Annotated in this window: 14 protein-coding genes; 4 read left to right on the top strand and 10 right to left on the bottom strand. The window is 69.3% G+C overall.

What is annotated here, in order from left to right; genetic code table 11:
• Positions 1-188 precede the first annotated feature (188 nt).
• A complete protein-coding gene (locus tag BLU81_RS40510; protein WP_092553904.1) occupies positions 189-1,700 on the top strand; it encodes an RNA polymerase sigma factor in 1,512 nt (503 codons plus the stop codon).
• A 266-nt stretch (positions 1,701-1,966) separates the two neighbouring features.
• The gene (locus BLU81_RS40505) at positions 1,967-2,209 is read left to right on the top strand and encodes a DUF7455 domain-containing protein (RefSeq protein WP_092558336.1); all 243 of its coding nucleotides are present in this window, start codon (positions 1,967-1,969) and stop codon (positions 2,207-2,209) included.
• Between the two features lie 207 nt (positions 2,210-2,416).
• On the opposite strand, the gene BLU81_RS40500 is transcribed toward BLU81_RS40505, so the two are convergent.
• The 3 genes from BLU81_RS40500 to BLU81_RS40490 form a co-directional block, all read right to left on the bottom strand.
• Positions 2,417-4,147 (bottom strand): DEAD/DEAH box helicase, encoded by a 1,731-nt coding sequence (locus tag BLU81_RS40500; RefSeq protein ID WP_092553901.1) that lies wholly within the window; start codon positions 4,145-4,147, stop codon positions 2,417-2,419.
• A 127-nt stretch (positions 4,148-4,274) separates the two neighbouring features.
• Positions 4,275-4,889: a trimeric intracellular cation channel family protein gene (locus tag BLU81_RS40495; protein ID WP_092553898.1), complete on the bottom strand. Its 615-nt coding sequence runs from the start codon at positions 4,887-4,889 to the stop codon at positions 4,275-4,277.
• A 7-nt stretch (positions 4,890-4,896) separates the two neighbouring features.
• A complete protein-coding gene (locus BLU81_RS40490; RefSeq protein ID WP_172890881.1) occupies positions 4,897-5,121 on the bottom strand; it encodes a DUF3039 domain-containing protein in 225 nt (74 codons plus the stop codon).
• 101 nt (positions 5,122-5,222) lie between these two features.
• On the opposite strand from BLU81_RS40490, the gene BLU81_RS40485 reads away from it, so the two are divergent.
• A complete protein-coding gene (locus BLU81_RS40485) occupies positions 5,223-6,173 on the top strand; it encodes a pseudouridine-5'-phosphate glycosidase (protein WP_092553895.1) in 951 nt (316 codons plus the stop codon).
• Positions 6,170-7,054, top strand: coding sequence for a carbohydrate kinase family protein (locus BLU81_RS40480; RefSeq protein ID WP_092553892.1), 885 nt, complete (start codon positions 6,170-6,172; stop codon positions 7,052-7,054). Before BLU81_RS40485 ends, BLU81_RS40480 begins: the two co-directional genes overlap by 4 nt.
• A gap of 119 nt (positions 7,055-7,173) precedes the next feature.
• Here the strand turns inward: BLU81_RS40480 and BLU81_RS40475 are convergent, their stop codons facing one another.
• The 7 genes from BLU81_RS40475 to BLU81_RS40445 all read right to left on the bottom strand — a co-directional run bounded on the left by BLU81_RS40475 (position 7,174) and on the right by BLU81_RS40445 (position 12,562).
• Positions 7,174-7,554 carry a DUF3099 domain-containing protein gene (locus BLU81_RS40475; protein ID WP_092553889.1) on the bottom strand — a complete coding sequence of 127 codons (381 nt, stop codon included), beginning with the start codon at positions 7,552-7,554 and terminating at the stop codon, positions 7,174-7,176.
• 67 nt (positions 7,555-7,621) lie between these two features.
• On the bottom strand, positions 7,622-8,200 hold the full coding sequence (locus BLU81_RS40470) for an HhH-GPD-type base excision DNA repair protein (protein WP_092553885.1): 579 nt from the start codon (positions 8,198-8,200) through the stop codon (positions 7,622-7,624).
• An 18-nt stretch (positions 8,201-8,218) separates the two neighbouring features.
• Positions 8,219-8,491, bottom strand: coding sequence for a hypothetical protein (locus BLU81_RS40465; RefSeq protein WP_092553882.1), 273 nt, complete (start codon positions 8,489-8,491; stop codon positions 8,219-8,221).
• A gap of 22 nt (positions 8,492-8,513) precedes the next feature.
• On the bottom strand, positions 8,514-9,560 hold the full coding sequence (locus tag BLU81_RS40460) for a methyl-accepting chemotaxis protein (RefSeq protein WP_092553879.1): 1,047 nt from the start codon (positions 9,558-9,560) through the stop codon (positions 8,514-8,516).
• 32 nt (positions 9,561-9,592) lie between these two features.
• Entirely contained in the window at positions 9,593-9,964 is a 372-nt protein-coding gene (locus BLU81_RS40455) for a response regulator (RefSeq protein WP_092553876.1), read from the bottom strand.
• A complete protein-coding gene (locus BLU81_RS40450; RefSeq protein ID WP_231953744.1) occupies positions 9,961-10,236 on the bottom strand; it encodes a hypothetical protein in 276 nt (91 codons plus the stop codon). Before BLU81_RS40450 ends, BLU81_RS40455 begins: the two co-directional genes overlap by 4 nt.
• Positions 10,217-12,562, bottom strand: a complete 2,346-nt coding sequence (locus BLU81_RS40445) for a chemotaxis protein CheA (protein WP_092553873.1) — start codon at positions 12,560-12,562, stop codon at positions 10,217-10,219. The genes BLU81_RS40450 and BLU81_RS40445 overlap by 20 nt, the downstream gene beginning before the upstream one ends.
• Between the last annotated feature and the right edge of the window lie 5 nt (positions 12,563-12,567).

The raw sequence follows: 12,567 nt of genomic DNA, 5'->3' as shown, positions 1-12,567 counted from the left end.
CGGCGTGCTGTGGGCGGAGGATCTCGGTAAGCGGCGCTACAATTCACCCCTGCACCCGCTTCACGGACACTCAACACCGGGATGGTCCGTGACCCGGGGGTCTCCAAAACCGACTCCAGCGACACACGCTTCCGCGTGGTGCGCTGGATCTGGCCGTGCCCAACCACATCGCCTCCGGAAGGTCATTCGTGACAGAAGCCCACCAGAACGGTGCCGACGTTCGCTCTCTCACCGAGGCCTTGATCACCCATGCTCAGGGTGCGGGCGGGCAACTCACATCGGCCCAGGTCGCGCATACGCTCGAGTCCGCTGCGGTAAACCCGGCGCAGGCCAAGAAGATCCTGCGGGGGTTGGTGGACGCGGGTATCACCGTCGTCGTCGACGGGTCGGTGAGCACTCGGCGGCCCAAGGTCTCCGCGGCTCGTTCCACGACCCCGGCATCCCGGGCGACCACCGCCAAGGCCGCACCGGTCAAGAAGACGGCCGCGGCACCCAAGCAGGCCGCCCCCGGAGGCGAACCGGCGAAGCGGGCCGCTCCGGTCCGCAAGGCCGCGGCGGCCAAGGCCGTCCCGGCGAAGAAGGCCGTGCCCGGTAAGCCCGGCGAGGACATCGATCCCGCCGAGCTCGCCGCGGTCGGCGACGTGGTGGTCGAGGAAGCACCCGCGCTTGTCGCGGCCGCCGCCACCGACGCCGCCAGTTCGGCCACCGACGGCGACTTCGAGTGGGACGACGAGGAGTCCGAGGCTCTCAAGCAGGCCCGCCGTGACGCGGAGCTGACCGCTTCGGCCGACTCGGTCCGTGCCTACCTCAAGCAGATCGGCAAGGTCCCGCTGCTCAACGCGGAGCAGGAGGTCGAGCTCGCCAAGCGGATCGAGGCCGGACTCTACTCCGCCGAGCGCCTGCGGGCCGCCGACGAGGGCGAGGAGTCGCTCGAGCGCAACTTCGAGCGCGACCTCAAGTGGATCAACCGAGACGGCGAGCGGGCCAAGAACCACCTGCTCGAGGCCAACCTCCGGCTGGTGGTGTCGCTGGCCAAGCGGTACACCGGTCGTGGCATGGCGTTCCTCGACCTGATCCAGGAGGGCAACCTCGGCCTGATCCGCGCCGTCGAGAAATTCGACTACACCAAGGGCTACAAGTTCTCCACGTACGCCACCTGGTGGATCCGGCAGGCCATCACCCGCGCCATGGCCGACCAGGCCCGCACCATCCGCATCCCGGTGCACATGGTCGAGGTCATCAACAAGCTGGGCCGTATCCAGCGTGAGCTGCTCCAGGACCTGGGCCGTGAGCCCACCCCGGAGGAGCTGGCGAAGGAGATGGACATCACTCCGGAGAAGGTTCTGGAGATCCAGCAGTACGCCCGGGAGCCGATCTCCCTGGATCAGACCATCGGCGACGAGGGTGACAGCCAGCTCGGCGACTTCATCGAGGACTCCGAGGCGGTCGTCGCCGTCGACGCGGTCTCCTTCTCGCTGCTGCAGGACCAGCTTCAGCAGGTCCTGCAGACGCTGTCCGAGCGCGAGGCGGGCGTGGTGCGGCTGCGGTTCGGTCTGACCGACGGCCAGCCGCGGACGCTTGACGAGATCGGCCAGGTCTACGGGGTGACCCGTGAGCGGATCCGGCAGATCGAGTCCAAGACGATGTCGAAGTTGCGACACCCGTCCCGGTCCCAGGTTCTGCGCGACTACCTGGACTAAGCCGATCCGTCAACTGTCCGTGTCCGAATGATCACCACCCGTACATCAACGGGTGGTGATCAGACCGTTGTGCAGAAGTGATCGTTGACGTGGCACCCTTGGATCACGGCACACTAGCTAGAACCAGCACACCGGGCCCGGATGGACGGTGTGACCTCGGTCCCCCCGGGGCACAGTGGGAAGGCTGCAACGGTGCAGGGTGTTGCACGATGTGTGAGCAGTAGCCGAGGAACATGTTCATCGGTGACGAACAGAGGAGGAAGGCGATGACCCCGACCCTCACGCCGCCGGCCGGAAGTGTGGCCGGCCCCGCAGCCGATGAACGGTGCGACCGCTGCAATGCAGCCGGGAAGCTCCGTTTGACCCTGGCGGGTGGCAGTGAACTGGTTTTCTGTGGCCACCACGCCAACCGGTACGCCAAGGACCTGGTGAAGATCGCGGTGCAGTACAAGGCCGATCCGGAGTTCACTTGGCGAGGCGCGGACATGATGTCGAACTCCAGCAACTAGCAGCAGCGGTCCCCCAACTGAAGACGTGAACACAAGGAAGGGCGCCCCCGAGGCCGGGAGCGCCCTTTCTGCGTGCCTGAGAGCCCCGCAGACGCCTCAGACGGTCCGGGTGCACACCCGCCCCGTCCGTCACCACGCCGAGGCGGCAACCCGAGCGTGGTGACTTGGGGTTCGGATCGAACCCCAAGTCACCACGCGGGATTCGGGTCAGAAGGACTGGATCGTGGCGATCCGTTCCTCCAGCTGCTCGATGGTGGCCTGAGCGCTCGGCGGGCCGCCGCAGATCCGGCGGAGCTCGGCGTGGATCTTCCCGTGCGGCAGATTGGTCCGGTGGTGATGTGCCGCGACCAGGGTGTTCAGCTGACGGCGCAGGCTGTTGCGGCGCTCCCCCGCGCTCATCGGCACGACCGCTTCCCGGACCACCGGTTCCGCGGTCTTCGCCTCCTCAGCCTGCTGCCGCTTCTGCGCCGCCATCTGCTCGGACTGCCTCTTGTTCAGCAGCGACGTCACCTCTTCCGGGGTGAGCAGACCGGGCAGGCCCAGATAGTCCGCCTCCTCGGGAGTGCCGGTCAGGGCGGCCATGCCGAACGCGGTGCCGTCGTAGATGATGTGATCCAGCTCGGCGACCGCGGACAGCGCCTCGAACTTCTTGTCCAGGTCACCGAGCGCGTCCTCGGCCTTCTGGGCCCGTTCCAGGGCGGTGTCGTCGAGGCCGTCCTTCTCCTTCGGGGCACCCAGCACGTGGTTGCGCTGCGCCTCCATCTCGGAGGCCAGCCCGAGCAGGTGCGGGACGCTCGGCAGGAACACCGTGGCCGTCTCACCCTCCCGCCGGGCCCGGACGAACCGGCCGATCGCCTGCGCGAAGTAGAGCGGGGTGGAGGCGCTGGTGGCGTACACCCCGACGGCCAGGCGCGGGATGTCGACCCCCTCGGACACCATCCGGACCGCGACCATCCAGCGTTTCTCCGAGGCGGCGAACTCGGCGATCCGGCCGGACGAGCCGTCGTCGTCGGAGAGCACGATGGTGGCCGGCTCGCCGGAGATCTCGTGCAGCAGTTTCGCGTACGCCCGGGCGGCCGTCTGGTCACTCGCGATGACCAGGCCACCCGCGTCCGGCATGCCGTGCTCACGGATCTTGCTGAGCCGGGCGTCGGCGGCCCGCATCACCTGCGGCATCCACTCGCCCCGGTAGTCCAGGGCGGTCCGCCACGCCTGCGCGACCAGGTCCTTGGTCATCGGGTCACCCAGGCGGGCGGCCAGTTCGTCACCGGCGTTCGTGCGCCAGCGGGTCTCCCCCGAGTACGCCATGAACAGCACCGGCCGGACGACCCGATCCTTCAGGGCGTCCGCGTACCCGTACACCGAATCGGCCTTTGATCGTTGAATGCCGTCCCCGCCGCGCTCGTAGTTCACGAACGGGATCGGGTTCTCGTCGGACCGGAACGGTGTCCCGGTCAGCAGCAGGCGGCGGACCGCCGGGATGAAGGCGTCCTTGACCCCGTCACCCCAGGTCCGCGAGTCGCCGGCGTGGTGGATCTCATCCAGGATCACGAACGTCCGCCGGGTCAGGGTGCGCCGCTTGTGCACAGCCGGCGCCATGCCGACCTGGGCGTAAGTGATCACCGCCCCATGGAAGTCACGCGACGAGTGCACGTCCGAGTTGCGGAAACCCGGGTCGAGCTGGATGCCGACGCGGGCGGCGGCTTGCGCCCACTGCGTCTTCAGGTGCTCGGTCGGGCAGACCACGGTGACCGCGTCACAGGTGCCGTCGACGAGCAGCTCGGCCGCGATCCGCAGCGCGAACGTGGTCTTGCCGGCGCCGGGGGTCGCCACTGCCATGAAGTCCTCGGAACGACGACGGAGATAGGTCACCATCGCCTTGCGCTGCCAGTCCCGCAGCGGCGGAAAGATCTCCAGGTTCGGCACAGGCGGGCTCAAGCTGCGAAGATCCCTTCTCCACGGAAAAGCCTCCGCGATGAAGAGGCGCGGAGGCGGGGTCCAGCATAACCGTGGAACGTTGCGGTCCGGGGTTACGGCACCGCCATCGAGGCTGACCAGCGACGGGTTACGGCACCGCCACCGGGGCTGACCAGCGACGGTAGAGCGCGAACACTCGAAGAACGGTGATCAAGGCCGCCGCGGCGGCCAGCGGGAGCAGACGCGCCTGGTCGAGCCGGTAGAGGACAGCCACCAGTACGGCGCCGCCCAAGGCGACAACCGCGTAGATCTCTCGCTGCAGAACCGCCGGGATCTCTCCGGTGAGCAGGTCACGGGTCAGGCCACCACCGATGGCGGTGAGCATCCCCACCAGGCACGCGCCGACCGCCGGCACACCGGCTTCGAGAGCCTTCAGTGTGCCGGTCACGGTGAACAGACCCAGTCCGGCGGCGTCCAGCACCAGCACGGTCCGGCGCACCCGGTACAGAGCCGGATGCAGCCAGAAGACCGCGACCGAGGCGACGACAGCGGTCACGGCATAACGCCAGTCCGCGAACGCCAGCGGGGGCACCGAACCGATCACCACGTCGCGCATGATGCCGCCACCGAGCGCGGCCGCGAAGCCGACGAACGCGACCCCGAACAGGTCGAGCCGTTTGGCCACGGCGGCCGATGCACCGGACGCGGCGAACACCGCCACACCGATCAGATCCGCGACGAGCAGTGGGTATCCGCCCGTCACTGTCGGATCAGGCCCTCATCGCCTCGTAGATCTCCTTGCACTGCGGGCACACCGGGGACCCGGGCTTCGGCGTCTTCGTCACCGGGAACCTCTCGCCACAGAGAGCGATCACGTGCGTGCCCATGACGGCACTCTCGGCGATCTTCTCTTTGCGTACGTAATGGAACATCTCGGGACCGGTATCGGTGTCCTGCGTCTCCGGACGTTCCAGAATCTGGGTGCTCACGGTTATCTGCCCTTCTGAAGTAAGCCAAGCTTCAGCCAGCAAGTCTGACACCTCACGCCGGGCCGGTCCAACGACAACGCAGGCGGCGAGGGTCGTACGGTTGATCAGTGACTGACTTCGCGATTCGATACGGCGAGCACGTGACCCGTGCCCGCCGGGACGGCCGTCCGGTGGTGGCTCTGGAGAGCACGATCATCTCGCACGGCCTGCCGCACCCCGACAACATCCGGGTCGCCCGGGAGATCGAGCAGGCGGTCCGGGACAACGGCGCCGTCCCGGCCACCATCGGCATGATCGACGGTGAGGTGATCGTCGGTCTGGAGGACGCCCAGGTCGAGCGGCTGGCCTCGGCCGAGTCGGTGGCCAAGCTGTCGGTGCGGGACCTGGCGATCGCCGCCGCCCGGCGGGCCGACGGCGCCACCACGGTCGCCGCCACCAGCGCGATCGCCGCGGCCGCGGGCATCGGCGTGTTCGCCACCGGCGGGCTCGGCGGCGTGCACCGGGAGGCGAACGTCACCTACGACGAGTCGGCCGACCTGACCGCCCTGGCCCGCACGCCGATCGTGGTGGTCTGCGCCGGGGTCAAGTCGATCCTCGACGTGGGCGCCACCCTGGAGCGCCTGGAGACGCTCGGCGTGTCGGTGGCCGGTTACCGGACCCGCCGTTTCCCCGGTTTCTTCATCACCGACGGAGGCTTCGACATCGACTGGGCCCTCGACTCGCCCGAGCAGGTGGCCGACTTCATCAAGGCCCGCACCGCGCAGGGCGCCACCGAGGGCGCGCTGGTCCTGGCCAACCCGCTGCCGGCCGACGAGCAGCTGGACCCGGCACTGCACGACCGCACCCTGGCGACCGGTCTGAACCTGCTGGCCGAGCAGAACATCACCGGCAAGGCGGTCACCCCGTTCCTGCTGGGCCACTTCCACGCCAGCACCGAGGGTAGGAGCCTGGAGGTCAACATCCGGATCATCCTGCGCAACGCCGCTCTGGCCGCGCAGATCGCGGTGGCCGCCACCAGCGGTTCGAAGGCGACCGTCGGCTTCGCCGTACCCGCATGATCCTCGTCGTCGGCGACCTGGTCACCGACGTCCTGGTCGAGCACGACGGGCCGATCCAGGCCGGCTCGGACACGGACGCCGCGATCCGGGTCGCCGGTGGCGGTCAGGCGGCGAACACCGCGGCCTGGCTGGCCCACGCCGGGCAGGCGGTGACCCTGGTCGCGGCGGTCGGCGACGACCAGCCGGGCCGGGACCGGGTGGCGGAACTCGCGGCGGCCGGGGTGCGCTGCGCGGTCGAGGTCCTGCCCGGACTGGCCACCGGCAGTGTGGTGGTGCTCACCGGGTCGTCCGAGCGCACCATGATCACCGACCGGGGCGCCTCGCTGCGGCTCGGGCCGGAACACGTCACCGCGGTGATAACCGGCACACCGGACGGCGGTCATCTGCACCTCTCCGGATATCCACTGCTGCACGCCGGTTCCCGTCCGGCGGGCCTGGCGGCCCTCACGGCCGCGGCGCGGAAAACGATCACCGTCAGCGTCGACGCGGCGTCGGCGGCTCCCTTGCGGGCTGTCGGGGCCGAGACATTCCTGGCTTGGGTACGGGGGACCGATCTGCTCCTGTGCAACGCCGACGAGGCCGACGTCCTGGCCGGGCCGGGCAGTCCGGAACAGCAGGCGGAACGGCTGACCGCACACGTCCGCAACGTGGTCGTCAAACAGGGCGCCGCCGGGGCGGTGTGGGCCGGGCCGGACGGGATGTGGCCGGTGACCGCCGACGCGGTACCGGTGACGGACCCGACCGGGGCCGGCGACGCGTTCGCGGCCGGGTTGCTGCGGGCCTGGTGCTCCGGCGCGAGCCCGGCGGAGGCACTGCGGGCCGGCGGGATCATGGGGGCGGAGGCGGTCTCCCGAATCGGGGCACGCCCGGCTCCCCGCTGACGGAGGGGCCGGATCGACCCGTCTCCCTTTGGCAGGCGGGCCGGTTCGAGCCGTCGGCGGAGGGCCGCCACGGGGCCCTTTCCCCCGTACCGCAGCAAGGGGTTGATCTTGATCGGGGGTCAACCGGCTCGGCGGGGGCCCTCTTCGACGATCTCGGCGTCGATGGTGACGTGGGTGGGCTCGGGCGGTGGCTGGATCAGGGTGCGGCGCATGTCCTCGCGAGCCGCCGCGTCGGCCGCCCGCTCCTCCTTGGTCTTGGGCGGGCGGTCGTTCGCGATCAGCACCGCCATCCACGGCAGCAGAACCATGCCGAGAGCACACAGGGACAACCAGAGTGGCAGAAGTGGCACTTTCGCACTGATCAGGATCCCGCCGAGGATCAGGCACGCGGCCCGCACACTCATCATCGAGACGTAACGGATCTGCCGGCCGCGAAGCTGATCGTCCTGGCTGCGAGCCGCGTCGGTGATCAACACCGGGCGCTCCGGGTGTTTCTTCACACGAGGTCTCCGATCGACCCCGTCATCCTCCCACCGAGCGGGGCCTTCCGCCCAGCGGGCCCGGGATCTACGCCTGTTGCGCGGCCTTGGCCTCCGCCTTGACCGCCTTCTTGTACGCCCGCACCCTGCCCAGGGACTCGGCGTCGACGATGTCGGCCACCGACTTGTACGAACCCTGTTCGCCGTAACCGCCGGCGGCCACCCGCCAGCCGTCCGGCCGCACGTCACAGAGCTTGCCGAGCAGCGCGACGAAGATCTGCGCCTTCTGCTTGCCGAACCCCGGCAGCGCGAAGATCCGCCGGTACAGCTCAGCGCCGGTCGGCGCGTCCCGCCAGAGACGCTCGGCGTCACCGTCGTACTCGTCGGCGATCACCCGGCAGACCTCCTGCACCCGGGCCGCCATCGCCTTCGGGAACCGGTGCAGCGCGGGCACCTCGGAAAAGATCGACACCAGCGCCTCGGGGTCGAAGTCGGCCAGCTCGACAGCGGTGGGTTCATGCCCGAGCCGCTGCGCCAGCACCCACGGCGAAGTGAACGCCTTCTCCAGAGTGATCTGCTGATCCAGCACGAGTCCGAGAGTCACCGCGAGCGGATCACGGTTGAGGAGTTCGTTGGCTTCGGCCGGTACCGGCAGGGAGAACGTCACGCCGTCATTTTGCCAGTTTCAGGCCTGGACCGTTCGGGCCAGGGCCTCGTAGGTGATGATGCGGACCTTGAGGGAACGGCCCGCGACGCGGCTCAGTTCGCCGATCTCCATCACATGTTCGGCCACCCGTTTCAGGTCGGTGGGTGCCTCGACCGGCCGGTGCAGGCAGAGGGCCTGGACCGACAGGTTCCACAGCCCTTCGGCCATCTGCGGGCCGATCAGGTCCGCCAGCGCCTTCACGGCGTCCTGCTCGGTCGGTTTGTCCGGGTCGTAGTCATCGACGCGGGCCATCAGACACCTCTCGCTCGGCTGGTCAGAACAGTTCGATGAGCGGTTCGGGCCCGGCCTGCGCCGAGCCTCCGGTCTGCTGGGCATGGGTGGAGCGCTGCCGTGACATCACGTGTTTCTCCCGGAGATCCTCCACACTGATGACCCGGGCCAGCAGATCCTCCTCGGTGAGAGCGTCCCGGACGTAGGACGCCACGTCCTCGCACTGCCTGCGGACGTCGGCGACCGCGTCGGCGACGTGTTCCAGCATCTGCCGGCTGATGTCCTGGAACTGGACGTGCCCGACGGCGCCGGTGGTCTCCGCGGTGAGCGCCGACGAGCTGCGCTGCACCTGTTCGGCGGCGACCACGGTTTCCTTGAGGATGCCGGCGACCATCTCCGACATCTCCCGCTGGGCGTTCGCGATGCCGCCGAGCCGGCGGGTCATCGCCGTCTCCTCGGTCGCCGCCGACTGGTCCGGATCCCGGTCGAGCTGGCTGTCGTCGGAGAGCACCCCGTCGAGTTTGGCGGTCAGGTCGCCGATGCTGGAGCCGATGCCGTGCGCGGCCTCGGCGGACCGGCGGGCCAGCTTGCGGACCTCGTCGGCGACGACCGAGAAGCCCTCGCCGGCCTCCCCGGCCCGGACCGCCTCGATCATCGCGTTCAGTGCCAGGATGTTGGTGGCCCGGCTGACCTGCTCGATCTGTTTGACGTGCTGGTCCAGCTCGCGCATCTGGTCGACCAGTCTGCGGATCTGGTGATCGCGGTGCGTGAAGTAGGCGATGAGCCGGCCGACCAGCTGATCGTTGCTTGCCGTCACCTGGCTCAGCTCGGTCTCGGTCCGGCTGAGGGTGCCGGCGAGCTGAGCCACGTCCCCGGCCATCACCTCAGCCAGCGAGTCGACGTTCAGGAGCTGATGGACGATCGCCTCCGCGGCCTCGCCCGTCTGCTCGATGACGTCCCGCACGTGGCCGTCGACCACCTCGCAGTAGGCCGGGACGTTGTCGAGGGCCGCCGCCACGACGTCTCCCCGCAGGCCGTCGTGGCCGTTCTCGGGGGAAGTCACCGTGAGCTTCCGGAGAAGGCTTGCCATGCGATACCTCTGTTTCGCCTCTGCGGGTCCGGTCAGGCGCCGGGAAGAACCTGCTTGATGACACCGAGGAGCTGGTCCGGTCCGACCGGCTTGACCAGCCATCCGGTCGCGCCGGCCGCCTTCGCCTCGACCCGCTTGGCCTGCTCGGTCTCGGTGGTCAGCATCAGGATCGGCGTGAACCGCATACCAGGGGCCTTGCGGGCCTCGCGGGCGAAGGTGATCCCGTCCATCTGCGGCATGTTGACGTCGCTGATGATCAGGTTGGGCTTGACGCCCTTGCTCAACTTGTCGAGGGCTTCCTTGCCGTGGACTGCGGTCTCCACGGCGTAACCGGCCTTGCTGAGGATCGACTTCAGGCTCATGAGCATGGTGGCGGAGTCGTCGACGAGCATCACAGTGGTCATGAGGATTCGCTTCCCTGCTTGTTGGCTGGGCCACCGCCCCCGGTGAGCAGTGGCAGCACCTGTGTCGCGAGGAAGGCGTCACTCGGTGCTGAAGAAATCTTCGGACGGAAAAGAAGCAGGGCCTGGAGTGCGCCGGTGTGCAGATGGTTGCAACGTCGCAGGGACACCCTCGGACGTTTGGCGGTCCGCAACCAGCCGACCAGTTGTTCGACCTCGTCGACGGTGACCACGCCGACCAGGTTCGCGGTCTCCTCATGCAACTCGAGCGGCAAGACCGAGCACCTCCTTCATGTTCAGCACCAGCAGGACCAGCCCGTCACCGAGCAGCGCGGTACCGGAGAACTCGTCGGCGTACGCGAGCAGGCCCTCCATCGGCTTGAGGATCACGTCGACCTCGCGGTGGAACTGCTCGACAAGCAGGCCGACCCGCTGTCCGTTGACGCTGACCACGAGGATCGGACGGTCCGCGTCCTCGGGCAGGGACCAGGGCATGTCCAGGGCGCGGGCCAGGTCGATCACCGGCACCACCTCGCCGCGCATCATCACCACGTCCTGGTGCAGGACCCGGCCCATTCCGCCGGCCGGCACCCGGACCGTCTCGACGACCAGGTCCACCGGGATACCGAACCGCTGACCGGCAACGCTGACCACCATCACCTGGGTGACCGCCATCGACAGCGGCAGACGCAACCGGGTCGAGGTGCCCTGGCCCAGCTTGGAACGCATGGTCACGGCGCCGCCGAGCTTCTCCACGCTGGCCCGGACGGCGTCCATGCCGACCCCCCGGCCGGAGAGGTCGGAGACCTGGTCGACGGTGGAGAACCCGGGACGGAAGACCAGATCGACCGCGTCGGTGTCGCTCATCGTCTCCAGTTCCTCCTCGGAGATCAGGCCCTTCTCGTACGCCTTGTGCTTGACCCGTTCCGGATCGACGCCCCGGCCGTCGTCGGCGACCTCGACGATGACCGCGTCGCCGTCGGCCACCGCGGTGAGGGTGAGCCGGGCGGCCGGCGGCTTGCCGCGGAGAGCGCGTTCGTCCGGCGTCTCGATCCCGTGGTCCAGGCTGTTGCGCACCAGATGCACCAACGGGTCGCCGAGCGCCTCGATGACGTCCTTGTCGGCCATCGTCTCGCCGCCCTCGGTGACCAGCTCGATGTTCTTGCCGAGCCGCCGGCTGAGGTCACGGACCAGCCGGGGGAACCGGCTGAACGCCACCGACAGCGGGAGCATCCGAACGTCCATCACGGCCGCCTGGAGTTCCTCGGCGATCCGGTGCAGGCCGGCGTACTGGTCCTTGATCCGGCGGCTCAGCGACCGGCTGCCGAACTCCTCCTCGGCCGCCGCGGCCAGGAAGGTGAGACCGTTCTTGGCCACGTTCAGCTCGCCGACCAGCTCCATCAGCCGGTCCACCTTCTCTTGGTCGACCTTGAGGACGCGGGTGCCGACCTGGCCGCCCGGGTCATCGGCGCGGCCCTCCACCCGGCCCTCGGCCTGGCCCGGTACCGGGTGTGCCGGGACGACCGCAGCGGGCGCCGGCGCGGCCTCGCCGGCGAGCAGGACGATCGCCGCCAGCAACTCTTCCGGACCGGCCTCGGCGAGGTCCACCGGCACGCGAAGAGACCGGGCCGCCGCGGCGACCACGTGCCGGAACGACCGGAGCCGGGTGCCCTCGGTCACCACGCCGTCCATGGTCAGCGCGCGATGGGCGGCGTGCAGCACGCCGCGGGCATCGGCGGCCAGCTCGGTGTCGATGACCGGGGTGACCGCGACGGTGACCACTTCCTCGGCCCGCAGCGGCGGCTCCCCGCTGAGATGCCTGGTGATCGCGTCGGCGTCCAGCTCGACGATCTGGATCTGGTCCGGCACGTAGCGGAAGAGGTAGGTCAGCTCGCCGAGCGAGGCCCGGGTGACCACCAGGAAGGAGAGCAGGCAGGCGTACTCGTCGTAGTCGTCGACGCCGGGCCAGGCGGTGGGCTGCACCACACTGAGCCGGTCCAGGGCCGGTAGCTGGCGGACCAGGTACAGCGGGTCCTCGGCCCGGAAGAAGCAGTCGCTGTCCGGGGTGTACCAGATGAACCGCAGGGTCGAGGACGTGGTGGCCAGCCAGTTCGCGGTCTCGGTCAGCCACTCGGCGTCGAGGTAGGCCAGCCAGTCCGGGGCGGCGCTGATCACCGGTTCCGGACCGCCGGCCGGCTGGTCGGCCGGGGCCGTTTCGCCACCCAGCGGGGCGCGCAACCGGGTGATCAGGCCGGCCGCGTCGTTGCCGGCGCTGGACGGCAGTACCTCGTGCGTGGTGACGTGCGCCAGCCAGCCACGGATCAGGTCGAACGAGGCCAGCAGGTCGTCGGTCAGGCGGGAGTCGAGGGCGAGCCGGCCGCCGCGAACCGCGTCCAGCAGATCCTCGGCGGCGTGCGTGAGCCGGGTCAGCTCGGGAAAGTCGAACAGCCCGGACGAGCCCTTGAACGTGTGCGCGGCCCGGAACACCTGGTTGACCAGGTCCGGGTCGCCGGGGTCCCGCTCCAGTTGGAGCAGGCCCTCGTCCACCTGGGCGAGCAGGTCGTTCGCCTCGGCGAGGAACTGGGCGAGCAGCGGGTTCACGCGAT

Origin of the sequence: Actinoplanes derwentensis, from assembly GCF_900104725.1 — a bacterium.
Lineage (GTDB): Bacteria > Actinomycetota > Actinomycetes > Mycobacteriales > Micromonosporaceae > Actinoplanes > Actinoplanes derwentensis.
Note: the sequence above shows the minus strand (reverse complement) of the source record. Positions and strands in the feature narration are given on the sequence as shown.